This is a genomic window from Roseovarius spongiae, assembly GCF_003651245.1.
Taxonomy (GTDB): Bacteria; Pseudomonadota; Alphaproteobacteria; order Rhodobacterales; family Rhodobacteraceae; genus Roseovarius; species Roseovarius spongiae.
The window spans coordinates 55,025-79,052 of sequence record NZ_RAPE01000003.1; the positions used below are offsets into that span (position 1 = coordinate 55,025).

General features: G+C 66.2%; 25 protein-coding genes and 1 tRNA gene. 12 read left to right on the plus strand and 14 right to left on the minus strand.

What is annotated here, in order from left to right; translation table 11 throughout:
* Window positions 1–9: 9 nt before the first annotated feature.
* Window positions 10–1,188 (minus strand): aminotransferase class I/II-fold pyridoxal phosphate-dependent enzyme, encoded by a 1,179-nt coding sequence (locus tag D6850_RS11495; protein ID WP_121167049.1) that lies wholly within the window; start codon window positions 1,186–1,188, stop codon window positions 10–12.
* A gap of 158 nt (window positions 1,189–1,346) precedes the next feature.
* Entirely contained in the window at window positions 1,347–2,675 is a 1,329-nt protein-coding gene (locus D6850_RS11500; protein WP_121167051.1) for an amidase, read from the minus strand.
* A gap of 48 nt (window positions 2,676–2,723) precedes the next feature.
* Between D6850_RS11500 and D6850_RS11505 the strand changes: the two genes are divergently transcribed.
* Window positions 2,724–3,980: a UbiH/UbiF/VisC/COQ6 family ubiquinone biosynthesis hydroxylase gene (locus D6850_RS11505; RefSeq protein ID WP_206019249.1), complete on the plus strand. Its 1,257-nt coding sequence runs from the start codon at window positions 2,724–2,726 to the stop codon at window positions 3,978–3,980.
* Window positions 3,981–3,992: 12 nt separating this feature from the next.
* Here D6850_RS11505 and D6850_RS11510 read toward each other — a convergent pair whose 3' ends face one another.
* The 8 genes from D6850_RS11510 to D6850_RS11545 all read right to left on the minus strand — a co-directional run bounded on the left by D6850_RS11510 (window position 3,993) and on the right by D6850_RS11545 (window position 9,387).
* The gene (locus D6850_RS11510) at window positions 3,993–4,883 is read right to left on the minus strand and encodes a hypothetical protein (RefSeq protein WP_121167053.1); all 891 of its coding nucleotides are present in this window, start codon (window positions 4,881–4,883) and stop codon (window positions 3,993–3,995) included.
* 6 nt (window positions 4,884–4,889) lie between these two features.
* Window positions 4,890–5,609, minus strand: coding sequence for a hypothetical protein (locus tag D6850_RS11515; RefSeq protein ID WP_121167055.1), 720 nt, complete (start codon window positions 5,607–5,609; stop codon window positions 4,890–4,892).
* The gene (locus tag D6850_RS11520; RefSeq protein ID WP_121167057.1) at window positions 5,584–6,240 is read right to left on the minus strand and encodes a hypothetical protein; all 657 of its coding nucleotides are present in this window, start codon (window positions 6,238–6,240) and stop codon (window positions 5,584–5,586) included. Before D6850_RS11520 ends, D6850_RS11515 begins: the two co-directional genes overlap by 26 nt.
* A 4-nt stretch (window positions 6,241–6,244) precedes the next feature.
* Window positions 6,245–7,090 carry a S1 family serine peptidase gene (locus tag D6850_RS11525; RefSeq protein ID WP_166434058.1) on the minus strand — a complete coding sequence of 282 codons (846 nt, stop codon included), beginning with the start codon at window positions 7,088–7,090 and terminating at the stop codon, window positions 6,245–6,247.
* 13 nt (window positions 7,091–7,103) lie between these two features.
* A complete protein-coding gene (locus D6850_RS11530; protein ID WP_121167061.1) occupies window positions 7,104–7,649 on the minus strand; it encodes a hypothetical protein in 546 nt (181 codons plus the stop codon).
* A gap of 13 nt (window positions 7,650–7,662) precedes the next feature.
* A complete protein-coding gene (locus tag D6850_RS11535) occupies window positions 7,663–7,992 on the minus strand; it encodes a hypothetical protein (protein WP_121167063.1) in 330 nt (109 codons plus the stop codon).
* A 217-nt stretch (window positions 7,993–8,209) separates the two neighbouring features.
* Window positions 8,210–8,764 (minus strand): OmpA family protein, encoded by a 555-nt coding sequence (locus tag D6850_RS11540; protein ID WP_121167065.1) that lies wholly within the window; start codon window positions 8,762–8,764, stop codon window positions 8,210–8,212.
* 26 nt (window positions 8,765–8,790) lie between these two features.
* Window positions 8,791–9,387, minus strand: coding sequence for a DUF4384 domain-containing protein (locus D6850_RS11545; RefSeq protein WP_121167067.1), 597 nt, complete (start codon window positions 9,385–9,387; stop codon window positions 8,791–8,793).
* Between the two features lie 160 nt (window positions 9,388–9,547).
* On the opposite strand from D6850_RS11545, the gene D6850_RS11550 reads away from it, so the two are divergent.
* Together D6850_RS11550 and D6850_RS11555 are read left to right on the plus strand one after the other, a co-directional pair.
* Window positions 9,548–10,147, plus strand: a complete 600-nt coding sequence (locus tag D6850_RS11550; RefSeq protein WP_121167069.1) for a hypothetical protein — start codon at window positions 9,548–9,550, stop codon at window positions 10,145–10,147.
* On the plus strand, window positions 10,144–10,488 hold the full coding sequence (locus tag D6850_RS11555) for a hypothetical protein (protein WP_121167071.1): 345 nt from the start codon (window positions 10,144–10,146) through the stop codon (window positions 10,486–10,488). Before D6850_RS11550 ends, D6850_RS11555 begins: the two co-directional genes overlap by 4 nt.
* 112 nt (window positions 10,489–10,600) lie before the next feature.
* On the opposite strand, the gene D6850_RS11560 is transcribed toward D6850_RS11555, so the two are convergent.
* The 4 genes from D6850_RS11560 to D6850_RS11575 all read right to left on the minus strand — a co-directional run bounded on the left by D6850_RS11560 (window position 10,601) and on the right by D6850_RS11575 (window position 14,259).
* On the minus strand, window positions 10,601–11,665 hold the full coding sequence (locus tag D6850_RS11560; protein WP_121167073.1) for a quaternary amine ABC transporter ATP-binding protein: 1,065 nt from the start codon (window positions 11,663–11,665) through the stop codon (window positions 10,601–10,603).
* 11 nt (window positions 11,666–11,676) lie between these two features.
* Window positions 11,677–12,705 carry an ABC transporter permease gene (locus D6850_RS11565; protein WP_121167075.1) on the minus strand — a complete coding sequence of 343 codons (1,029 nt, stop codon included), beginning with the start codon at window positions 12,703–12,705 and terminating at the stop codon, window positions 11,677–11,679.
* Between the two features lie 201 nt (window positions 12,706–12,906).
* Window positions 12,907–13,875, minus strand: coding sequence for an ABC transporter substrate-binding protein (locus D6850_RS11570; protein ID WP_121167077.1), 969 nt, complete (start codon window positions 13,873–13,875; stop codon window positions 12,907–12,909).
* 307 nt (window positions 13,876–14,182) lie between these two features.
* Window positions 14,183–14,259, minus strand: a tRNA-Arg gene (locus D6850_RS11575).
* 158 nt (window positions 14,260–14,417) lie between these two features.
* Between D6850_RS11575 and D6850_RS11580 the strand changes: the two genes are divergently transcribed.
* The 9 genes from D6850_RS11580 to D6850_RS11620 all read left to right on the plus strand — a co-directional run bounded on the left by D6850_RS11580 (window position 14,418) and on the right by D6850_RS11620 (window position 24,025).
* Window positions 14,418–15,443, plus strand: coding sequence for a LacI family DNA-binding transcriptional regulator (locus D6850_RS11580; RefSeq protein ID WP_121167079.1), 1,026 nt, complete (start codon window positions 14,418–14,420; stop codon window positions 15,441–15,443).
* 315 nt (window positions 15,444–15,758) lie between these two features.
* Complete coding sequence (locus D6850_RS11585) at window positions 15,759–16,763, plus strand: DctP family TRAP transporter solute-binding subunit (RefSeq protein ID WP_121167081.1); 1,005 nt, start codon at window positions 15,759–15,761, stop codon at window positions 16,761–16,763.
* Between the two features lie 94 nt (window positions 16,764–16,857).
* A complete protein-coding gene (locus tag D6850_RS11590) occupies window positions 16,858–17,529 on the plus strand; it encodes a TRAP transporter small permease (RefSeq protein ID WP_121167824.1) in 672 nt (223 codons plus the stop codon).
* Window positions 17,529–18,923: a TRAP transporter large permease gene (locus tag D6850_RS11595; protein ID WP_121167083.1), complete on the plus strand. Its 1,395-nt coding sequence runs from the start codon at window positions 17,529–17,531 to the stop codon at window positions 18,921–18,923. Before D6850_RS11590 ends, D6850_RS11595 begins: the two co-directional genes overlap by 1 nt.
* Window positions 18,924–19,004: 81 nt before the next feature.
* Window positions 19,005–20,522, plus strand: a complete 1,518-nt coding sequence (gene gpmI / locus D6850_RS11600; RefSeq protein ID WP_121167085.1) for a 2,3-bisphosphoglycerate-independent phosphoglycerate mutase — start codon at window positions 19,005–19,007, stop codon at window positions 20,520–20,522.
* Window positions 20,519–21,652, plus strand: a complete 1,134-nt coding sequence (locus tag D6850_RS11605) for a murein hydrolase activator EnvC family protein (RefSeq protein WP_121167087.1) — start codon at window positions 20,519–20,521, stop codon at window positions 21,650–21,652. Before gpmI ends, D6850_RS11605 begins: the two co-directional genes overlap by 4 nt.
* Window positions 21,653–21,655: 3 nt before the next feature.
* Window positions 21,656–22,996: a S41 family peptidase gene (locus tag D6850_RS11610; protein WP_121167089.1), complete on the plus strand. Its 1,341-nt coding sequence runs from the start codon at window positions 21,656–21,658 to the stop codon at window positions 22,994–22,996.
* A gap of 49 nt (window positions 22,997–23,045) precedes the next feature.
* Entirely contained in the window at window positions 23,046–23,531 is a 486-nt protein-coding gene (locus D6850_RS11615; protein ID WP_121167091.1) for an RNA pyrophosphohydrolase, read from the plus strand.
* Window positions 23,528–24,025: a hypothetical protein gene (locus D6850_RS11620; protein ID WP_121167093.1), complete on the plus strand. Its 498-nt coding sequence runs from the start codon at window positions 23,528–23,530 to the stop codon at window positions 24,023–24,025. Before D6850_RS11615 ends, D6850_RS11620 begins: the two co-directional genes overlap by 4 nt.
* Window positions 24,026–24,028: the final 3 nt, after the last annotated feature.

Consider the following 24,028-nt stretch of genomic DNA (forward strand, 5'->3'; position numbering starts at 1 on the left):
CCTCGTCTCTTATGTGTAAAGACAATCGCGCAGGGCGGTCAGCCCGCGCGTCATCTCGTCTATTGGGGCCACCATCGCGACCCTGATGTAATCCTTCCCGGGGTTTCGCCCGTCGCTCTCGCGGCCGAGATAGGCGCCGGGCAGGACCCGCACGCCGGTCTCGCGCCAGAGCCGCAGCGCCGCCGCCTCGCCATCCGCGACCGGCAGCCACAGGAAGAACCCCGCCCGCGGCCCGGCATAGCCGGGCGCGCCCTGCATGATCTCATCGGCTGCCGCGTATTTCTCGCCGTAAAGGCGGCGGTTCTCGACGACGTGGGCGTCATCGGCCCAGATCGCCTCGGCGACGCGCTGAAGCGGCCCCGACAGCGGCGCGCCGGAATAGGCGCGCAACTGTTTGATGCGCCTCACGCTTTCAGGTCCGCCGGCGACGAAACCGCTGCGCAACCCTGGCAGGTTCGACCGTTTCGACAGGCTGTGAAACGTGACCATCCGCTCGGGATCCGCGCCCATGTCGGCGGCGACGGCCAGCGCGCCGGGCGGCGGGGCGTCTCGGTAGATCTCGGCGTAACACTCATCCGCGAAGACCTGGAAATCGTATCGCTCGGCCAGCCCGATCAGGTCGCGCCAATACCCTTCATCCGCCACCGCGCCCTGCGGGTTGCTCGGCGAACAGAGATAGGCTGCGACCACGCGGTTCAGCACCTCGTCGGGCAGGCCGGCGTAATCCGGCAGATACCCCGTCTCGCGCGTCGCCGGAACGAAGACCGGTTCGGCCCCGACCGATAGGGCCGCGACCATGTAGACCTGGTAGAACGGGTTGGGCAGCAACACCACTGGCCGCTTGCTTCCCTTCGACTCGGGACAAAGCGCCATTGCAGCGTTGTAAAGCCCCTCGCGCGTTCCGTTGAGCGCCACCACATGCGCGTCATGGTCCAGCGTCACGCCATAGCGCCGCCCCACCCAGCCGCAGATCGCACGGCGCAGCCCGTCCGTGCCGTCATTGGCGGGGTAATTGCCGAATTCGGCCATGTGTTCGGCGATGATGTCTCCGATCCACGCCGGAAAGGGGTGTTTGGGCTCCCCGATGGTCATGTGCAGCACGTCGCCGCCCGGTTCATGCACGTCCAAAAGGGCGCGCAGACGCGGGAACGCATAAGCCGGAAGGTTCGAAAACCGCTCGGGGAACATCGATACTGCCTCTGGTTCGGGATCATCATCGCCCCGTTGGAGACGAAACTAGCGCAAATCCCGCCGCGAGGTCCAGCTAAACCGCCGGTGCGCGGCCCATATGTGGCATTTTTGGCAAACCGGGCTGGTTCCTGGTAAAAATACCCGAATCCAACGCCTTACCCCAGCGCGCGCTCGGCAGCGGAGGCGATCCGCAGCAGCCTGTTCTCACCGAATGCCGTGCCGCAGAGCAGGATGCCACAGCTCGCCCGCCCCGTGGGCAGCGACACCGAACTCAGCCCCATGAGGTTGCCCACACGGGTGTTGCGCAACGTGAGCAGGTTCTCGGTCACGTAGTAGTCGTTGTCCTCCATCAGCCGCGCCGCGTCGGGCGGCATGTTGGGCGCGGCAGGCATCAGAACGGCGTCAAAGCCCGTCACCCGCGCGGCCCAATCGATGCGCAGCCGGTCGAGCCGCCGCCAGGCGGCGACGTAGTCGGCGGCCTTCACCTCGGCGCCACTGCGGAACCGGTCGCGGATGGGAGCGAACATCGCGTCGGGATCCGCCTCGATGGCCTCGCCCCAGGCGCTATAGGCCTCGGCGGTAAAGAGAACGCCGGACATCGGCATCGCCTCCGCCACCTCAGGCGCCTCGAGTGGTTCGATGATCGCCCCCGCCGCGGCCAACCGGTCGAGCGCGTCGCGATAGGCCGCCGCCGGTTCGTCGCGAATATCGTCCATCACCACCGTTTCCAGCGTCGCCAAACGCAGCCCGGAGAGCGAGACGCCGCGCAGATCTACGGCGGATTCGCCACCCAGCGCGGCCAGCATCAGCGCGGCGTCCTCGACCGTGCGGCAAAGCGGTCCGATGGTGTCGAACCGCGCGGCCAGCGGCACCGTGCCGCCCATCGGTAACCGTCCGGCCGTCGTCTTGAGGCCCACGAGATCGTTCCACGCGGCGGGAATGCGCACCGATCCCCCCGTGTCGCTGCCCACCGCGGCGGCGGCGAGGCCATGCGCGACGCTGGCCGCCGCGCCGGAGGACGATCCGCCCGGCACGGCCTTCGGATCGTTGATGCAGGGCGGCGTCGCTGTCACCGGGTTTAGCCCGATGCCCGAAAAGGCCAGTTCGCTCATATGCGTCTTGCCAAGGCACACGAGGCCCGCCGCGGTGGCGTTGCGCAGCACCTCGGCGTCCCGCGCGGGCGTTCTGCCCTTCAAGAGCGCGCTGCCCGCCTCGGTCGCTACGCCGGCGGTGTCGAACATGTCCTTCCAGCTGATCGGAACCCCGTCGAGCGGCCCGCGCCGCTGCCCCGCCCGCGCGCGATCCCGCGCCGCGCGCGCCTCGGCCAATGCGCGGGGGCGGGTCGTGCGGGCATAGATGCGCGCGCCGTCGTCATGGGCGTCGATCGCGTCAAGGAACGTCTCGGCCAGTTCCACCGCGTCGATCTCTCCCGCGCCTATCCCGCGCCCGAGCGCGGCCGCGCTCATTTCCCGCCAGTTCGTCATGCACCCGCCCTCGTATCGTTCGGTCAGAAACTAGCGGCGGCGGGCCGCATGGACAATCCCGTCGCGCCCGCCATATTGAGCAGCATGGAAAACACCACCGATATCGCCATCGTCGGCGGCGGGCTGAACGGTCCCGCACTCGCCCTTGCGCTCGCGCAGGCGGGGATGACCGTCACCATCATCGACGCCCTGTCCCGCCCGGTGCATGACGACGCCGAATTCGACGGGCGGGCTTACGCGCTGGCGCTGGCGTCGGTGCGGCTGTTGCGCGCGCTCGGACTCTGGGACAGGCTCGCGGGCGATACGCAGCCGATGCTCGAGATCAAGGTCAGCGATGGACGCGCGGGCGAAGGGCCGCTGTCGCCCTTCTTCGTGCATTTCGACCACGCCGAGATCGAGGAAGGCCCGATGGGCCACATGTGCGAGGACCGCTTCCTGCGCCGCGCGCTGCTGGCCGCGATGGACCTTGAGCCGCGCATCACCCAGCGCACGGGTGAAACGGTGACCGGGCAGGAGACGGCGCCGGGAGGGGCGATTCTCACGCTCGCCTCCGGTGAACGCGTCGCGGCGCGGCTCATCGTCGGATCGGACGGGCGGCAATCGGGCACTGCGCGGCGCGCGGGCATCGCGCGCACCGGCTGGGATTACGGGCAGACCGCGCTGGTCTGCTCCATCGAACATGAGCGGCCGCATCACGGCATCGCGCATCAGTTCTTCATGCCCCCCGGCCCGCTCGCGATCCTGCCGCTGCCGGGCAACGTGTCGAACATCGTCTGGAGCGAATCGGCGGCCACCGCACGCGACTTCGCCGCGCTGGACGATGCGGATTTCCTGCATGTCCTGCGCCCGCGCTTCGGCGATTTCCTGGGCGAGATTGCGATCAAGGGTCCGCGCTACAACTATCCGCTGGGCCTGAGCCTCGCCAATCGCTTCATCGCCGAGCGGGTGGCGCTGGTGGGCGACGCGGCGCACGGGTTGCACCCCATCGCCGGCCAGGGGCTCAACGCCGGGCTGCGCGACGTGGCCGCGTTGGCCCAGGTCCTCACGGAGGCGCAGCGGCGGGGCGAGGACATCGCCGCCCCCGACGTGCTGCGCCGTTACGAGCAATGGCGCCGCTTCGACACGCAGACGCTCGCGCTCGCCACGGACGCCAGCAACCGGCTGTTTTCGAACGACAACCCGCTGCTGCGCGCCGCGCGGCACCTTGGGATGGGGGCGCTCGGCGCAATGCCGGGACTGCGGCGCGGTTTCATCCGCGAGGCCGCCGGCCTGACCGGCGAATTGCCCGCGCTGATGAAGGGGTGAGCCGCGCCGCCGCTACCTGATCGCGTTGTTGCGCACGCCGATGCGGTGGAAGGTCATCATCGAATCGAGCATCGCCTTCTGCTGCGCGGTATGGCCGTGCTGGGCCTCGATGTTGTAATACTCGCCCAGGTCGTTCAACACCACGTAGTTCGAGAACGAGCAATCGTTGCGCTCGGGGCGGACGTGTTCGTAAATCACGTTGATCCCCCGCTCGAGGAAGAACCCCGCCGCCATCTTGGCGCGGCGGTTCTTCTCATAGGGCTGCTTACCGGCGAGCAGCACCGCGTCATCCTCGTCCGCGTTACCCTTCGGCGACATCATCCCGGTCATCACCGCGCTCGTGCGCTTGGCGCTGATCCCCCCCGAGCCGCCGTTGCCGCGATGCCCGTCGGCGTTGTTGTGCAGCGTGAGGAAGAAGGCGATGCGCGGGTTGCGCAGGTCCAGCAGGAACTGCGTGAAGAGCGGCGCGGGCTTGACGCGCATGTCGGCGCAGGCGGCGGTGGCCTTTTTCGTCATGCCGAAATTGCGGTTGGGATCCTGGCCCTGGTGGGTGCGGCTTTCGCCCGATTCGAGCGCGATCAGCCTGCCGCCGTATTTCAGCACCGAGTAGAGCCCGGCGTCGAAGGCCGAATCCTCGTTGTCGTGCAGCAGGTAGATCGTCGGGCCGTCCGGCTGGGCGCTGTCGTCGATCACGGTGACGCGCCAAGTGATGCCGTTCTCCTCGAAATCGAGAGCCGAGAGGCACAGCCCCTTCTGTGCGCCGATGAGCTTGGCGTTGCGCGCCACGTCCTTGTCGCGCACCTCACCGGGGGCGAGGCAATCCTCGCTCGCCACCGCGGCCCCGCCGGCAAGCGCGAGGGCGAGCAGCGCGCCGCCGAGAATCGTCCGGAAATTTCCTGTCATGTGAACCTACTGTGCTGAAAGACGGAAGAAGCCGTAGCCGCAATAGCCGTTATAGAGCTCGGCATTGAACATCGGGCCGGTGATCGAGGTCGGGTTCTTGGGCCGCGGCGTCACCCCGTCGCGCGTGACCGAGATGTAGGAGTTCGAGCTGATCGTGCCGCGCCAGGTGTGCCCGCCCGACGTGAACTGGATCCGACCGTTGTCGAGATAGGCGTCGCCCGAGTAGTAGCTTTTGCAGATGCGGCCCTTGGCGCCGGAATAATGGTTGTTGTAGCCGCGCTCGAAGCGGAACGCGCCCGCGACCTGATCGCCGCCGGTGTAGCTCTCGTCCGGCAGCGCGTCGTCGGGCTTGCCCTGGCAATACTTGTCGACCACCGATTGCGAGGCTTCTCCCTCCACGAAGCCGGGGTTGAGCCGCGCCTTGAACGCGAGCGCCTTGTGCTGCCCGCAGCTGAGCGCCGCGCCGCCCTCGGCCGAGGCCATCAGCTCGTCCTGCGCCGAGGTCGATCCGCTGCCGCCGGTGGAGGCCGAGCCGCTGTTGTTGTGGCAGAGCTTGTTCAGCTCATCGATGGTGTAGTTGCCGATATCCGCGCTGCCGAGCGTCGGGCAGCCGATGTTCATCTTCAGTTGCTGGGCCGCGGCGGGCGCGGCGGCGATCCCCATCCCCATGATCAGCGCGAGGGCCGTCGCGCGCCCCGCGTCAATCGCATTTCGCTTGTGAAACATATGCAATCCCCATGCTTGAAAGTGTAATTTCGTTGTCCGTCACCGTCTGGAAACCCTGCCGGAACGACAGGAACCGTTCGGCCCCCAATCCGTGATGACCATCCGCCTGCATCTGCTGGTCCCCGAGATCGTAGAACATTTCGGTCAGGTTGGTCACGTCGACGTCGTAAAGCCGCGCCCGCCAGCCCATATAGCCGCCTGCGAGAAAATCCGCGTGCAATTCTATGCACTTGACCCGGTGTGGGTTAGTCTCCACCAGCATGTCGAGCAGGCCATGCTTGGTCTGGAACGCATGCGCGGCTTCGTGCGCGATCACGCCGATGGCGCGGTTGATGTTGCCCGGCGGATTGGCCACGTCGAGAAAGAACTGCACCCCGACGACAAGCGTGTTGCCCCTGATGTCGTAATAGGCGCCGTATTCCTCTTCATCCATGCAGAAGGCGTCGAATCGGAAATCGAAGAACCGCTCGATCTCGTCCCTGGTGGTGACGAGGATCTGGCGCACGACGCTTGCCTCGAGGTCTTCCACCGGAAACTGGAACGGGCCGGCGCAGCTTGCCGCGGCCGGGGCGGCGGCGAGGGCCGCCGCCGCCATCGCGCAGGCGCGCAGGTATGTGCGCGGGCCCCGCATCGCGTCAGTTGGCTTCGACTGTCTGGAAAATCCAGTCGCGGTGATCCGAGGTGCGCGCATAGACGCCGGGGAAGCCCTCCCAGGCGCAGCCCCGGCCAAAACTCACCACGCCGACCTGGAGGTAGCCGGTCGGCCCGTCGCGCACGATGAGCGGTCCGCCGCTGTCACCCTGGCAGCTGTCCTTGCCGCCCTCTTCGTAGCCGGCGCAAAGATGCGGGCCGTTGCCGGGACGGATGCCCTGATATCCCTTCTGGCACACTTCGGTCGGTAATTGCCGGACATTCACCGACATCAGGTATTTCGACCCGGACCCGGCCCCGAATTCGAGCGCCCCCCACCCCGCAACCTCGGAACAGGTGCGCGTCGGGGCGAGCTTGGCCTCGACCTTCTTCGTCGGCAGGATGGCGAGCTGGCTGTTGGGAATGTCGAACGGGCTCGACAGTTTCAGCAGCGCAACGTCGTGCAGATTGGCGTCCTGCGCATCGTAGCCGGGATGCACGATCAGCTTGGCGATGCCGCGGGCCTCGGGGTCAAGCGTGCCGTCGCGCGCCGCGCGGGCCACGACGCTTTGCGCGGGATCGTTGCCGTCACCCCAGCAATGCGCCGCCGTCAGCACCCAGTCCTGACTGATGAGCGAACCGCCGCAATACTGCGCCTTCGCCCCCGTGTGATAGAGCGCGACGATGAAGGGCCAGTCGCTTGCCTTGGCGCGGTCGCCGTTGACGATGCGCAGCGTCGGCTGGTCGGACTTGGGATCGACGCACTCCATCTGCGTCTGTGCGCCGACCTCGCCGACCACGCCAAGGCAGAGCGCGGCAGAGGCCAGGAACCTGCTGAACATGGTTTTCATGGAAATCTCCAACTCAATTCGTGATGCGGTATTCGATGTAGGTGACATCGCGCGCGGAACATTTTTCCCGTGATCTCTGGTGGTTGCTGAGATGCAGGTTCATCTTTGACTGGCTCACCCTCTGCCCGGGAATGGCGTAGTCGTCCTCGTCAAGCTGATATTCCTCCTTGCTGGTCAGCGTGATCGAGACCTTGCCGACGCCGATCCCCTCTTCCGGCGGATGGTAGAGCGGGAAACTGTCGCGCCCGCCAAAGCAATACTGTTGGCCGGCCTTGACCGGGGCGTAGGTTTCGCCATCGGGATGGGTCAGCACGTTGGGGTAAAGCTGCTGGAAATCCCCTTTGATCGGTGCGTCGAACACCGACACGAAACCCGACTGGTTGGGCGTGAAGCATAGCACCAGCAACTCGTTCACGCGAAAGCTGGGCTTGGAGGTGGCGGCGCCTTTCTCGTATTCGTCAAGGCCGGTCATGAAGGCGTCGATGCAGGCGGCGCTGGCGGCAAAGGGCGCGCAGGCGATCGCGGCGGCGCAAATGGATTTGAGAAAATTCTTTTTCATGTCGAACTTTTCCTTACTCGGATGCGGGGGCGAGAACGATCTCGACCGGGGCGTCGCCCGGCGGCGCATCAAGCGTGACCGCACCCGTGAGCGTGTGCCCGACAAGCGAATTCAGGGTCGCGTTCACTGTCATCGGATAGGCGGACTTGTCGCCGCTGACCGGAAGTTCGAGAGCATAGGGCGGGCCGCCCGCGGTCTCGATTGTCTTGACGGATGACGCGCCGTCGGCGCCCTCGGCGCGCACGCTCAGCTCGCTGCCCGGCGGAACCATCAGCCGGACGAGATAGGTCACGCTGAGCGCGAGGTCGCGGGGCGCAGGGTTCGGCGGTGCTTTGCGGGTCATGGTCGGGCGTGGCTTTGGCTTGGGGACGGCTGCTGTGCGGGCGGGCGCAGGCGCCGGTTCGGGCGCAGTTGCCTGTTCCGCGGGTTTCGGCTTGGCCGCGCCGGCCCATGGCGTCGTCTCAGTGCAACTCATGAGAGCGACGGCGGTGAGGGCGCTCAGACCGATCCGCAGTCCGGGAACGATCCGCGATCGGGGTCCATTCAGGTTCGACATGCATCTACTCCAATGCGACGGGGGTGATCTCGACCCGGCGGTTGCGGGCGGAATTCGGGTTCTCGGCGTCCAGCAACTGCCTTTCGCCAAAGCTGCGGACCTTGACGACAAGGGCGAAGTCGACGGCGCTCAGCAGGTGGGCCGCGGCGGCGGCCGCGCGGGCGCGGCCCAGTTCCTCGTTCGCGGCGTCCGATCCGACGGCGTCTGTATGCCCGTCGATGAAATAGGCCGCGCCGCGCAGGGCGTCGTCGGCGGCGATCACCCCCGCCACCCTGGCGAGCAGTTCCGCCGAGCGGGGCGTCACGCGCGCGCTGCCGAACTCGAACTCGATCGCGAAGGGCGCCGCTTCGACCGCCGGCTTGACCTCGTTGATGGTGATGGCCCGCGTCTGTGACGCCTCTCGCGCGCGCGTCAGGGCGCATCTGATCTGCGCGCTGTCCGCCGACTCGCCCAGGACCTCCGGCAGCGCGCCGCAGGCGTCCCGCGCAGCTGACGGCCCCACCGCCACAAGCGCGGCGACCGCCGCCGCCAGCACCCCGAGCGCCGCCTTACCAGCCATGTCGTTCCCTCCCCGCATCGCGCCGCCTATTGCGCGATCACGTATTCAAGCGTCGGGTCGCGGATTTTCGCGTCTCCCGTCGCCTCAAAGAACGCCGTCAGCGCGTCGGTGGTCTTGGCCGCTGGTTGCAGCGCGCGCGGAAAAGCCTTCTCCTGATCGAAAAGCGAGGCGATCAGCGCATCGAACGCCATGCTGTCGCCCTCCACCGCGATGACCTTGACGATCTCGCTGCCGCCGTCGCCGCTGACTTCGAATTCGTAATTCGCGCCCTCGGCGGGCACCGTCATCACGTCCTGCGCCTGCGCCGCGCCGCCGTCCTCAACGAACTTGTTGGGATAGATCATCTGGATCGTCCCGGTCGCGTCCATGTTCAGGATATATACCTTGGTCCCTTTGACGCCGCTGATCTCGAACGCGATCCGGTCGCCGGGGCGCAGCACGCCCTTGGCCGCGCTCGCCGCGTCGGCGACGTCCACGGGCTTCATCACCGCGCTCATCTTGGCCTCGCTCACCTCGACCGCGCTCAGCGCGCGAAACCCGTCGAGCGCCGCGCTGTCGGCCTGCGCCAGACCGGCCGTGGCCAACAATGCGGCGATTGCCGTCATTCTGAGGGGATTGAACATTCTCTTGCTCCTTTGTCGCGATCCATCCGCCGTCGTCAAAAGGAAAGATAGGCGAGGTCCGCTTGCCACTCAATCATGGTGGGCTTGACTGATTAATAGGCGCCCAACTAATTTCTGGCAGGCATTTTCAAACCGTGCCGCCTCCCTCTAGATGAGAGCCATGACGATGAGCTTCGCCACCGACATCACGACGCTTGAGAGTTTGCGACGGGCCAAGACGGAATTCCACAACAATCTTTGCCGCGCCTCCACTGACAGCGATCCCGGACTGCTTCAGACCCTGCGCAGCGAGAACGTCTTTGTGCTGACCGAATTCCTGTTCCTGCTGCGCGCATTCGACCTGATCGCGCATCCCGCGCGACTGGAACGCTACATCCTGACCCATAACGACCAGTTGCAGGATCTGATCGATGGGCCGGAGCGGCGCAGGCTGATGGGGCTCGAGGTTCCGCGTCTGAAGCGGGGGATGTTCAGCATGATCCAGATCCACAAGGCCAAGGCCAACCTGCTGTCGGACACGCCGGGGCTCGACCAGGCGGATATCCAGCGGCTGACGATCATGCTGTTTTCGCCGGAGACCGGCCGCCGGGTGATCGAGAACATGGAAAGGGCGGGATTCCTCAGCCGGATCGCGACGCCCTATTATTCCAAGATCGTGCAATCGCACGGCGTGGCCGAAGATTGCTTTGCCCGCTATCTCGCGCAGGTGCGCGCCGACGTGCCGCCCGATGACGCGCCCCAAGAGGAGATCGAGGAATGAAACAGCTGATGAGGGCGGCCGCCGCCGCGCTACTGATCGCCAGAGCCGCGCAGGCTTGCGAGGATGCTGACCCCGCGATGGGCGACGCCGTGCGCGACGTGCTGACCGGCGCGCAAGATGCGCGCATCAGCGATTGGGCGCACTATCTCAACGACAGGTTCCACACCGACGTGGCCTGCCGGCTGTCGCCGGGGATGAGCGCGGCGGACGTCCGCGCGCTCAACGACGCGCCCGAGGTGCTGATCGACCTCGCGATCGGCGCGGTCCAGACCCGCAATCAGTCCGACGCGCTCATGCTGATGCTGTCGGCGATGAAGCAGGGCGCCGACGAGCAGGGCTGAGCGCGCGGCATGGCCGGTTTTCCGCGCCTCGCCCCCCAAAGCCGAGAACGCCGCGCCCCGCCAACGCGCGACCCAGAAGCTCGCCCTGCTCGTCGCCGCGGCTGGCCGCCGCTCAGGCGTCCGCCATTGCCGGCGCATCATCGCGGGACGAGGGAACCAGCGCGCGCACCAGGGCGCGCATGTGCAAGACGCCCACCAGCCGGCCGTCCTCGGTGACCCGGTAGCGTTTGGTCGTGTCGCCGCCGGATTTCGCGATCACGGATTCCAGCGTGTCGTCATGGTCGACCTCTCCGGCCACTTCCCCCGGATCATCCCGCGTCTCTTCCATGACCGATCGGACGCGCAGCACGCGGGCGCGGTTGATGTCGGCGACAAAATCCTCGATATAGGGATCGTTGGGATTGAGCAGGATCTCCTGCGGCTCTCCCTGCTGAACGACATAGCCGTCCTTCAGGATCACCAGGTGATCGGCCAGCTTCAGCGCCTCGTCGAGATCGTGGGTGATGAAGACCACCGTTTTCTGCAACTCCTCCTGAAGATCGATCAGCAGGTTCTGCATGTCCGTACGGATGAGCGGATCAAGCGCCGAGAACGCCTCGTCCATCAGCATGATGTCGGAATTGCTGGTCAGCGCGCGGGCGATGCCGACGCGCTGCTGCATCCCGCCCGAAAGTTGCGCGGGGTATTGTCCCCCCTGCCCTTCCAGCCCGACGCGGTCCAGCCACTTGGTCGCTTCCTCCGCGTATTGCCGGCGGCTCTTGCCGCTGACCGCCGGCGCCAGCCCGGCGTTCTCGAGCACCGTGCGGTGCGGGAGCAGCGCGAATTTCTGGAACACCATCGACATGCGCTTCTGGCGCAACTCGCGCAGTTTTCCCTGCCTGTATTCCAGTATGTTCTCGCCATCGACCCAGACTTCGCCCGCCGTCGGTTCGATCAGGCGGTTGAGGTGACGGATGAGCGTCGACTTGCCCGAGCCCGAAAGCCCCATGATCACGGTCGTCTTGCCGCGCGGCATGTCGACATTGATGTCGTTGAGGCCAAGGACATGCCCCGTCTCGGCCTGCAATTCGGCCTTGCCGATGCCGTCCCTGACCAGGTCCAGCACCGATCCCGGGGCGTCGCCAAAGATCTTGTAGAGGCCGCGGACCGAGATCTTGGGGGTGTTCTCGTCAACCATGCTCGCCTCCTTCAGCTTTTCTGCTGCGCGTTGATGCGCGCCAGCGCGGCCTTGGTCACCCTGTCGAGGATGATGGCCAGCAGCACGATCCCGAGACCCGAGAGCAGGCCGACCCCCAGTTCAAGGTTGCGGATGCCGCGCAGCACCAGCACGCCCAGCCCCGGCGCCGAGACGAGCGAGGCGATGACGACCATGGCGAGGCTCATCATGATGGTCTGGTTGACGCCGGCCATGATGTTGGGCAGCGCCAGCGGGATCTGCACCCCGTAGAGCTTCTGCCGCTTGGTCATGCCGAAGGCGTCGGCCGCCTCGATCACGTCCTTGTCCACCAGCCGGATGCCAAGATCCGTCAGCCGCACCACCGGCACGATGGCGTAGAGGATGATGGCGATGCCATATAGCTTGGGCTCGGTCACCGAAAAGAGGAAGATCAGCGGGATCAGATAGACGAAGGGCGGCAGCGTTTGCAGCATGTCGAGGATCGGTATGATCGCGCGCTGCACCCTGTCGCTGCGCGACATGGCGATGCCTATGGGCACCCCCAGCACCACGCATATCACCGCGCAGACGAAGATGATCGCGAGCGTCTGCATCGTGTAGTCGTAATAGTCGATGAAGGCGAGGAAACCGAACGCCGCCGCGACCAGCCCGACCAGCTTGAACGAGCGCCCGACGAGATAGACGATCAGCATCAAGGCCGGGATCATGATCCACCACGGCACGGATTGCATTAGCCAGAGCGCGTTCTCCAGCGCCCAGCTCAGCGGTTGCGTGATCGGGTCGACCACCACCTTGAGACTGTCCTTGATGTCGAGGAATCCATTCTCCAGCCCCAGCGTCACGTCGCGCGATTGCGGGATCGCGGCGCAGGCGTCGTGCAGCGCGTCGAGCGACGGAAACGGCGTGTCCCAGGCCGAGACGACCTGCTCTTCGCCGGTGGCCTCGCTCATCAGGTCGGCCATTGAGGTGATGCCGCCGCCTTCGTCACCGCACCATTCGCGCAAGCCGAGACTGTCAAACAGAAAATCGTATGTCGCCATCAAATCCTTCCCGGGCCGGGCGGCCTCTTGTCCGTTGACGCGCGCATCGCGTCATTGTTCTGCCGACGCGCAAATCGCGCCGCCGCTCCCTTCATGTCGATAATCACGAAAGCGCTTCGCCCCCTGAACGAAACGCTTTCGTCACTGTATCGACCAAGGTGAAGGGCGGCGCCCCTTGGCGCCGCCCCGTTCGAAGCCGCGTTACTTCAGCAGCTTCGACAGGTTCTCCTTGGCGTCGTCGTTCAGCCAGGTTTTCCACGTATCCTTGTTGTTCTGAAGGTAGTGGGCCGCTGCTTCCTCGGCCGTGGCGTTGTTCTCGTCCATCCAGGCCAGAAGGCTGCTCATCTCGTCGGTCTTGAAGGACAGTTTCGACATGAATTCCGCCTCTTCGGGGTGGGAGTCGACGAAATCCTTGGTCGCGATCGTCAGGATCGGAGCGGTCGGAAAGGCCGACGGCTTGGGATCGGGGGTGTTCGGGTTCTGGTTGGCCGCGTGGGCTTCCTCGTCGAACGGCCCGAGATCCACGCTGACCATGTCATACTTGCCCAGCGGGGTCGTCGGCCCCCAGTAGTAGCCGAACCACGGCTCCTCGTTCTCGTAGGCCGAGGCCATCGAGGTCGCCAGCGTTTCGCCCGAACCGTGGTTGAACACGCTGATGTCGTGCCCCTCGAGGTCAAAGGCGCGCGCCAGGTTGTCGCTGGCGATGCGGCAGCCCCAGCCGTCGGGGCAGTTGTTGAACCGGCCGCCGACCAATTCGGGATGTTCGAGCACGCCCTGAATGGTCTTCAACTCGGGGTGTTCTTCGGCCAGGTAGGCGGGGATCCACCAGCCTTCGACCCCGCCGGGATCGAGGATGCTGGTCAGTTCGACGATCTTGCCGCTCTTTTTCAGCTTGGTATAGACGTCGCCGGCCGAGTTCGGCCACATTTCCGGCACGATGTCCGGCTCGTTGTTTTCCGCAAGCGAGGTCACGGCCGGCGTGGTGTCCGACGGCACGACCTTGACGTCGCAGCCATAGCCCTGCTCCAGCAGGAACTTGGCGACCGCCACGTCGATCTTGGCCGAGGCCCAGTTCATTTCAGCCATCGACACCTCGCCGCAATCGTCCGCGGCCATCGCGGCGGCGGGAAGCATCAGCGCCAGCGCGGTTCCGAGTAGATACTTTTTCATGACGTCGTCTCCTCTTGATCTTCGTCTTCCTGCGGCCTGCCCATGGGATGAGCAGCCCGCAACTTCGCGCGGAAACAGCCGTGTCAGGCTGTCCGCGACGAGTTCGGCCGTAGACAAACAAAAGCGCGCCGGAGGTTCAACCGCTTCTGCGGTAATATTTTTTATTGAAGAATGGAACTTTTCTCGGGTTCGCCTTGCGCCTTGAAGGCGCAGGAGAATCAGGAGCGGCGGATCGTCCCGGATCCGCAATCATCACGCCAAGTTGACACTATGCGCGCTTTTATGCCTCGTTGGCGGACGGTGGTTCTGGCGACCCCGGCAGGATTCGAACCTGCAACCTGCCCCTTAGGAGGGGGCTGCTCTATCCAGTTGAGCCACGGGGCCGCTGCGGGGGGTCTTAGCGGGGCGCTCCGCGCTTGTCACGCGTGCGAACCGCCGGAGGCGGCAAAAAACTGAGCGCGCCGGTCCGCGCCGCTACGGCTTGCGCCGGGCGCGGAGGTTCGGCTAGCATCGGGCGATCTCTCTTGCGATTGCCGAGCGCCATGACATCCCATGAAAAACGCCCGCTGACCCTGCGCGACGTCTCCGAGGCCTCGGGCGTGTCCGAGATGACGGTGAGCCGCGTGCTGCGCAACCGCGGCGACGTCTCCGACGCGACCCGCGAAAAGGTGCTGAGCACGGCCAAGGCGCTGGGGTACGTGCCCAACAAGATCGCGGGTGCGCTCGCCTCGTCGCGGGTGAACCTCGTGGCGGTGATCATCCCGTCGCTGTCCAACCTCGTCTTCCCCGAGGTGATGACCGGGATCAACGCCGCGCTTGACGACACCGGGTTGCAGCCGGTCGTGGGCGTGACCGGCTACAGTTCCGAAAAGGAAGCGAAAGTTCTCTACGAAATGCTGTCATGGCGGCCCTCGGGGGTGATCATCGCCGGGCTCGAACATTCCGACGCCTCGCGCGCCATGCTGCGCGCGAGCGGGATTCCGGTGGTCGAGATCATGGACGTGGACGGCACGCCGATCGACTCGGTGGTGGGGATCTCGCACCGCCGCGCGGGCGAGCAGATGGCGCGGGCGATCCTGCGCGCCGGGTATGAGCGGATCGGGTTCCTCGGCACCAAGATGCCGCGCGATCACCGGGCGCGCAAACGTTTCGAGGGGTTCACCGAGGCGCTGGCCAAGGGCGGGGTCGAGATCGCGGACCAGGAATTCTACGAGGGCGGCTCGGCGCTGGTGAAGGGGCGCGAGATGACGCAAACCATCCTGGCGCGCGATCCCGAGCTGGATTTCATCTATTACTCCAACGACATGATCGGCGCGGGCGGGCTGCTGTGGCTGCTCGAACAGAAGGCAAGCATCCCCGACGAGATCGGGCTTGCCGGGTTCAACGGGCTGAACCTGCTCAAGGGGTTGCCGCGCGAACTGGCGACGATGGACGCGTGCCGGCACGAGATCGGACACCGCGCGGCGGAGATCATCGCGGCGCGGATAACGGATGCGGGCGACCCCTCGCCGGTGCGCGTCGCGCTTGAACCGACGATCAGCTACGGCGATACGTTGCGGCGCCGCTGACAAGGCGTCCCGCGATTGATTCCGGTTGCAGGCTTGATGCGAGACGCTCACGACATGTGGATGGCCGGACCTCTTCGCGCTTCACCGACCCGGAGCGTGACGAATTCATCCGATAAACGCCTAGAGCCGGCGTCGACCCCATGACCGCAGGTCATGACGCAACCCGCTGTTTTCCGGCGTCCCGCTACGCGGCCAAAACGCCGCAACCCAGCTTTTGCTTGCGATATGGCCCAACACGGTGTCTGCTCGGGTTCGAGCGCGCCGCACCGGCGCACCGCTCTGATGAAAACCGATCGAACCCTGGGAGGATAGATCATGAAATTCGCAACCGCGGCCGCAATCGCCGCTCTGGCCCTCGGCGCGATGACCGGCGCCGCCACCGCCGCCTGCGACGACGGCGAGGTCGTCATCAAGTTCAGCCACGTCACCAACACCGACAAACACCCCAAGGGGATTGCCGCCTCGCTGCTGTCGGAGCGCGTGAACGAGGAAATGGACGGCAAGGCCTGCATGGAGGTCTTCCCCAACTCGACGCTTTATGACGACAACAAGGTGCTCGAGGCGCTGTTGCAGGGCGATGTGCAGCTTGCCGCGCCCTCGCTGTCCAAGTTCGAGGCCTTCACCAAGAAATACCGCATGTTCGATCTGCCGTTCATGTTCAAGAACATCGATGCCGTGGACGCGTTCCAGAACTCGGAGGCGGGGCAGGCGATGAAGGACACGATGCAGCGCCGCGGCCTTCAGGGGCTGGCGTTCTGGCATAACGGGATGAAGCAGATGTCGGCGAACAAACCGCTGCTCGTGCCGTCGGACGCCGAGGGGCTGCGCTTCCGCGTGCAATCTTCGGACGTACTCGTGGCGCAGATGGAGGCGATCGGCGGCATCCCGCAGAAGATGGCCTTCTCCGAGGTTTACGGCGCGCTGCAACAAGGCGTCGTGGACGGGCAGGAGAACACCTGGTCCAACATCTACGGTAAGAAGTTCTTCGAGGTGCAGGACGGAATCACCGAAACCAACCACGGCGTGATCGACTACATGGTCGTGACCTCGACCGAGTGGCTCGACAGCCTGGACGAGGACGTGCGCGAGCAGTTCCTGACCATCCTCGAAGAGGTGACCAAGACGCGCAACGCCGAATCCTACGAGGTCAACCAGGCCGCGCGCCAGGCGATCATCGACGCCGGCGGCGAGGTGCGCGAGCTGACGCCCGAGCAGCGCCAGGAATGGGTCGACGCGATGAAACCCGTCTGGGAGCAGTTCGCCGAGGACGTCGGGCAGGAGAACATCGACGCCGCGCAGGAAATCAACGCGGGTCTGTAACCGCGTGACGAAAAGGGGCCCGGCGGGAAACCGGACCCCCGCCGCCCCCGCCATCGCGCGCGGCGGGGGCGCGACTTCGGGAGGGGACGACAAGATGCATCCGAAACCGGGCGAAACCCTGGTCGACAGGATCGAGGAGAACCTGATCGCGTTCCTGCTGGGCGCGATGACGCTGATCACCTTCGCCAACGTGGTGCTGCGCAAGGGCTTCAACTCGAACCTGCTGTGGGGGCTCGAACTGACCGTGTTCCTGTTTGGCTGGCTGGTGCTGCTGGGCGCGTCCTACGCGGTCAAGAAGGGGGCGCATCTGGGCGTTGACGTGATCATCGACATGGTCTCGCCGCCCGCGCGGCGCGTCCTCGGGTTGATCTCGGTCTCGGTCTGCATCGCGTTCTCGTTCCTGCTGCTCAAGGGAGCGTGGGACTACTGGGCCAATTTCGCCAACCTGCCGGCCACCACCGGGCGCTGGTTCCCGGCCGGGTTCGAGGACAAGTTCCTCGACAAGGGCTGGTACGAGGTGAACGACGTGCCGCTTCCCGCCTTCCTCAACTGGATGAGCGATGCCTTCAACGAAGGCGAATCCTACAACAAGCTGCCCCGCCTGATACCCTACGCGGTGCTGCCGCTGTCGATGGCGCTGCTGCTCTATCGCTTCATCCAGGCCGCCGTCCGGCTCTGGACCGGCAGGATCGACCGCGTCGTCGCCAGCCATGAGGTCGAGGACGAACTCGACAACGTGCGCGAACAGCGCGCAGAGGGCGCCTGATGGCGGTCCTCCTGCTTTTCCTGCTGATCATCGGCCTCTTGATGATCGGCGTGCCCATCGCCGTGTCGCTGGGCATGTCGTCTATCCTGTTTCTGCTGTGGTTCTCGGACACGACGCTGGCCTCGGTGGCGCAGACGCTCTTCCAGGCGTTCGAGGGGCATTACACCCTGCTCGCCATCCCGTTCTTCATCCTCGCCAGTTCGTTCATGTCCACGGGCGGCGTGGCGCAACGGATCATCCGGTTTTCCATCGCCTGCGTGGGGCATCTGCGCGGCGGGCTCGCGATCTCGGGCGTGTTCGCCTGCATGATGTTCGCGGCGCTGTCGGGGTCGTCTCCGGCAACCGTGGTGGCGATCGGCTCGATCGTGATCGCGGCGATGCGGCAGGCGGGCTATACCCGCGAGTTCGCCGCCGGCGTGATCTGCAACGCCGGCACGCTGGGCATCCTGATCCCGCCCTCCATCGTCATGGTCGTCTATGCGGCCGCGGTCGAGGTGTCCGTGGGCCGCATGTTCCTCGCCGGGGTCATTCCTGGCATCCTCGCCGGGCTGATGCTGATGGTGGCGATCTACGTGCTGGCCCGGATCAAGGGCATGCCGGCCGGCGAATGGCGCGGCTGGCGCGAGATCGCCGCATCCTTCCGCGATGCGCTCTGGGGGTTGTTGCTCATCGTGGTCATCATGGTCGGAATCTACGGCATCCCCGGCCTCACCGGCGCGTTCTTCACCCCGACCGAGGCGGCGGCGGTGGCGTCGGTCTATGCCTTCATCGTCGCATGTTTCATCTACCGCGACATGGGGCCGCTGGCCGCGCATGGCGACAGCCCGCGCCGCTCACTGCTGCGCGCGCCGCATGCGCTCGTCACTGCGTTCTTTCACCGCGACACGCGGCGCACGCTTTTCGAGGCGGGCAAGCTCACGGTCACGCTGATGTTCGTGATCGCCAACGCGCTCATCCTGAAACACGTGCTGACCGAGGAGCAGATTCCGCAGATGGTCGCCCGCTCGATGCTGGACGCGGGGTTCGGGCCGGTGATGTTCCTCATCGCCGTCAACGTGATCCTGCTGATCGGCGGGCAGTTCATGGAGCCCTCGGGCCTTTTGGTGATCGTCGCGCCGCTGGTCTTTCCCATCGCCATCGAACTGGGGATCGACCCGATTCACCTGGGCGTCATCATGGTGGTCAACATGGAAATCGGAATGATCACGCCGCCGGTGGGGCTCAATCTCTTCGTGACATCGGGGGTCGCGGGGATGCCGATGATGGGGGTGGTGCGCGCGGCGCTGCCGTTCCTCGGCGTGCTCTTCATCTTCCTCATCATGGTGACCTACATCCCGTGGCTGTCCACCTACCTGCCCAACATGCTGATGGGGCCGGAAATCATCACGAATTAGCGCGTTATCGCAAACAGAGTTTTCCCCGTCCGCGTTGTCCCCTAGTAAGGCGGCAACAACCGGGGCAGGAGCAGACGACCCATGAGCACGCCAAGACCGGTGGTCCTGTGCATCCTCGACGGATGGGGCCTCTCGGAGCGCACCGAGGCCAACGCGCCGCATCTCGCGCATACGCCGCATTTCGACGCGCTGATGGCGGAATGCCCGAATGCGCGGCTGGTCACGCACGGGCCCGACGTGGGCCTGCCGACCGGGCAGATGGGCAATTCCGAGGTCGGGCACATGAACATCGGCGCCGGCCGGGTGGTCGAGATGGACCTGCGCCGCATCGACCGCGCCATCGAGACCGGGACATTCGCGCGCCTGCCGGGCATCTTGCACTTCGCCGAGACGCTGCGCGCCTCCGGCGGCACGGCGCACCTGTTGGGGGTGCTGTCGGACGGGGGCGTTCACAGCCACCTCGACCACATGATCGCGACCGCCCGCGCGCTCACCGCGCAAGGGCTGCGGGTGGCGATCCACGCCTTCACCGACGGGCGCGACGTGGCGCAGGTTTCGGCCAAGACCTATCTTGAGGAACTGCGCGCCGCCCTGCCCGTCGGCGCCTTCATCGCCACCGTGTCGGGGCGCTACTACGCGATGGACCGCGACAATCGCTGGGAGCGGGTCAAGTTCGCCTACGAGGCGCTGGCGCAGGGGCGCGGCTATACAGCCGACACCGCCGGGGAGGCCATCGACGTGGCCTACGGCAAGGGGCGCACGGACGAGTTCATCAAGCCCCGCGTGCTCGGCGGCTATGCCGGCATGAAGGACGGCGACGGCATCCTCTGCCTCAACTTTCGCGCCGACCGCGCGCGCCAGCTTCTGGCGGCCTTCGCCGACCCGGACTTCGACGATTTCGAGACCGGCGCGCGCCCGAAATTCGCCATCGTCAGCGGCTTCACCGAGTATTCGCGCCGGCATTCGACCTACATGGACTGCATCTTTCCCGACGAGGCGCCCATCAACACGCTTTCCGCCTGGGTCGCGCGGCACGGGCGCACGCAGTTTCACATCGCCGAGACCGAAAAATACCCGCATGTCACCTTCTTCCTGAACGGCGGCAAGGAAGCCCCCGAGCAGGGTGAGGACCGCTACATGGCCACCTCGCCCAAGGTCGCGACCTATGACCTCGCCCCGGAAATGTCCGCCGAAGAGGTCAGCGATCACCTGGTCGGCGCCATCGGGAAACGATACGATCTGATCGTCGTGAACTATGCGAACCCGGACATGGTGGGACATACCGGCGACCTCGCCGCGGCGATCAAAGCCTGCGAGGCGGTCGATGCCGGGCTGGGCCGCGCGATCACTGTGCTGCGCGAAGTCGGCGGCGCGATGATCGTCACGGCGGATCACGGCAATTGCGAGGTTATGGTCGACCCCGCGACCGGCGCGCCGCACACCGCGCACACCACCAACCCGGTGCCGGTGATCCTCACCGGCGGCCCCGACGGGGCGGGCTTGCGCGACGGACGGCTCGCCGATCTCGCGCCGACGCTGCTGGAACTGATGGGCTTGTCCCAACCGCCCGAGATGACTGGGCGGAGCCTGCTGACATGAAACGCCTCGTCGCCTTGCTGTTCGCGCTCGCGCTCGCCGGCGCGACGCAGGCGCAGGACGGCCCCGCCGCCGAGGCCGAGGCCGCCGCGCGCATGCTGGAGGAAGCGACCCGCGCGCTAGACGATGCGTCCGCAGCGCGCGACCGTGTGAAGGCGCTGACGCAAACGGTGCGCGCCTACGAGGCGGGCTTGCAGGCGATGCGCGAGGGGCTGCGCCGCGCCGCCGTGCGCCAGCAGGCGCTCGAACGCGACCTCGCCGCGCGCGAGGAGGAGATCGCGCAGCTCCTCGGCGTGCTCCAATCGATGAGCCACACCCCCGCGCCGGTGACGATGCTCCATCCCACCGGGCCGGTGGGCGCCGCGCGCTCGGGCATGATCCTCGCCGACGTGACGCCGGGGCTGAACGCGCGCGTGGTGAAGCTGCGGGCCAAGCTTGACGATCTCGTCGTTCTGCGCGCGCTCCAGGACAGCGCGGCGAACCGCCTCGAGGACGGGCTCAGGGGAGCTCAGGCCGCGCGCGCGGCGCTCAGCCAGGCGATCGCAGACCGCACCGACCTGCCCCGCCGCTTCACCGAGGATCCGGTGAAGACCGCGCTGCTGATCGCCTCAACCGAATCGCTTGACGGGTTCGCCAGCGGGTTGAGCCAGATCGCTGCCGACCCGACCGGCGCGCCCGGGCCCGCGGCGGAACTGGCCAAGGGATCGCTGCCGCTGCCGGTGCAGGGCCGCCTTCTGCGCGGCGCGGGCGAGGCCGACGCGGCGGGCATCAAGCGCCCCGGCATCCTGGTCGCCGCCCCGCCCCGCGCGCTGGTGACGGCGCCCGCCGCCGCCACGCTGCGCTATCGCGGTCCGCTGCTCGATTACGGCGACGTGGCCATCCTCGAGCCGCGATCGGGCCTGCTGATCGTGCTGGCGGGGATGGAGACGACCTTTGGCGAAACGGGCGAAGTCCTGCCCGCGGGCAGCCCGGTGGGGCTGATGGGGGGGCTAGAGCCCGATGATGACGGAATTGTTCCCGCCCGTCTGCAAGACCCCGGTTCCGATTGGACCCAAACTCTATATATAGAGGTCAGGCAGGATAATACGCCCGTCGATCCGGCACAGTGGTTCAGGACAGACAAGGATGATTGAGACATGAGGAAATTCGTGATGGCCGCCGCGGCGGGAACGCTGGCGGGGCTGGTCGTGACCACGCAGGTCGCCGCGCCCCTGATCGCGCAGGAGGCGACGCGCAACACCAACGTCTATGAGCAGCTCGACCTGTTCGGCGACATCTTTGAGCGCATCCGCGCGCAATATGTCGAGGAAGTGGACGAGGCCGACCTGATCGAGGCGGCGATCAACGGCATGCTGACCTCGCTCGATCCGCATTCGTCCTATCTCAGCCCCGATGACGCGAGGGAGATGCAGGAACAGACCCGCGGCGAATTCGGCGGGCTGGGCATCGAGGTCACGCAGGAAGAGGGCTTCGTCAAGGTCGTCTCGCCCATCGACGGCACCCCGGCGGACGAAGCCGGCGTCGAGGCCGGCGATTTCATCACACATGTCGACGGCGAAAGCGTGCTCGGCCTTACGCTCGACCAGGCGGTCGAGATGATGCGGGGGCCGGTCGGCTCCGAAATCGTCATCACCGTCGTGCGCGAAGGCGAGGCGGAACCGTTCGAGCTTTCGATCATCCGCGATACGATCAAGCTGACGGCGGTGCGCGCGCGCACCGAACAGAACACCGTTGTTCTGCGCGTCACCACCTTCAACGACCAGACCTTCCCGAACCTCAAGGAAGGGCTGGAAAAACAGATCGAGGAGGCCGGCGGCATCGACGCGATCGACGGCATCGTCGTCGATTTGCGCAACAACCCCGGCGGGCTGCTGACCCAGGCGATCAAGGTCTCAGACGCATTCCTCGACAAGGGCGAGATCGTCTCGACCCGCGGCCGCAACCCCGCCGATGGCGAGCGTTTCAACGCGACGCCCGGCGACCTTGCCGACGGCAAGCCGATGGTCGTGCTGATCAACGGCGGCTCGGCTTCGGCGTCCGAAATTGTCGCCGGCGCGTTGCAGGATCACCACCGCGCTGTGGTCGTCGGCACCAAGAGCTTCGGCAAGGGCTCGGTGCAGACGGTCATGCCGCTGCGCGGGGACGGCGCCATGCGCCTCACCACGTCGCGCTACTACACGCCCTCGGGCCGCTCGATCCAGGCGCTGGGGGTCTCTCCGGACATTCTGGTGAAACAGCCGCGCCGCAACCGTTCGGAAGAGGAGGAAGAGGAAACCAACAAGAACCCGCTCCTGCGCTCGGAGGCGGACCTGCGCGGTCGGCTCGACAATGACAGCCTGACCGAGGACGAGATCCGCCACATCGAGGAGGATCGCGTCCGCGCCGAGGAAGTCGCGAAGCTGCGCGAGGAGGATTATCAACTGGCCTACGCCATCGATATCCTCAAGGGGCTGAGCACGTTGAACGGATCGGACTGACGCGCGGCGCGGGCCGGGGACCGGACCCGGCCCGCCCACGGAGGCCCATGTGACGCCCGAGGAAATCGCCCGCCTGCCCTATCGCCCCTGCGTGGGCGTGATGCTCGCCAACCCGCGGGGGCATGTCTTTGTCGGGCAGCGCATCGATAATGACGCCCCCGCCTGGCAGATGCCGCAGGGCGGGGTGGACCCGGGCGAGGATCCGCGCCGCGCCGCGCTGCGCGAACTTCACGAGGAAACCGGCGTACCCGCCGACCTCGTGACGGTCGAGGCCGAAACGCGCGGCTGGCTGCGCTACGACCTGCCGCACGACCTCGTGTCGCGGGTCTGGAAGGGGCGCTATCGGGGGCAGGAACAGAAGTGGTTCCTGCTGCGTTTCAATGGCGCGGACGATAGCATCGACCTCGCCACCGAGCATCCGGAGTTTTCCGAATGGCGCTGGTTACCTCCCGACGACCTGGTCGCACATATCGTCCCGTTCAAACGTGAGGTCTACGCCCGCGTGCTGTCCGAATTCAAGGAGCGCCTCGCATGATCCCGCGCATCCTCTTGTGCCTTTCTCTTCTCGCGCCCGTCCCCGCGTCCGCCCTGTCCTGCCTGCCGCATGACGTCGCCGCGACCTTCCAGCGGGTGAACGACGCCGAAGAGGTCTATGTCGGCGTGCTCGGCACGCTCACCTTCGACGAAAGCCGCCTGCCCGTGGTCGACATGGAGCAGCAACAGAACATCCCGCCGGAAACCAAGATTCCCGCCCGGATCAAGGGCCACACGCTCAGCGCAGAGGGTTTCGTGACCGCGTTCGCGCGCGACGTGACGCTCAACGTGCAATGCGCCGGGCCGTGGTGCGCCAAACCGCAGTCGGGCACGCTCTACCTCGGGTTCCTGCGCAAGGAAAACGGGGATTACAGCCTGTCCATCAACCCCTGCGGTGGCGACGCCTTCGCCGACCCCAACCGCGTCATGCGCGAAACGGTGCGCCGCTGCTTCGCCGGCGGCGAATGCGAGCCGGCAGCGGAATTCCCGCAGTAACCT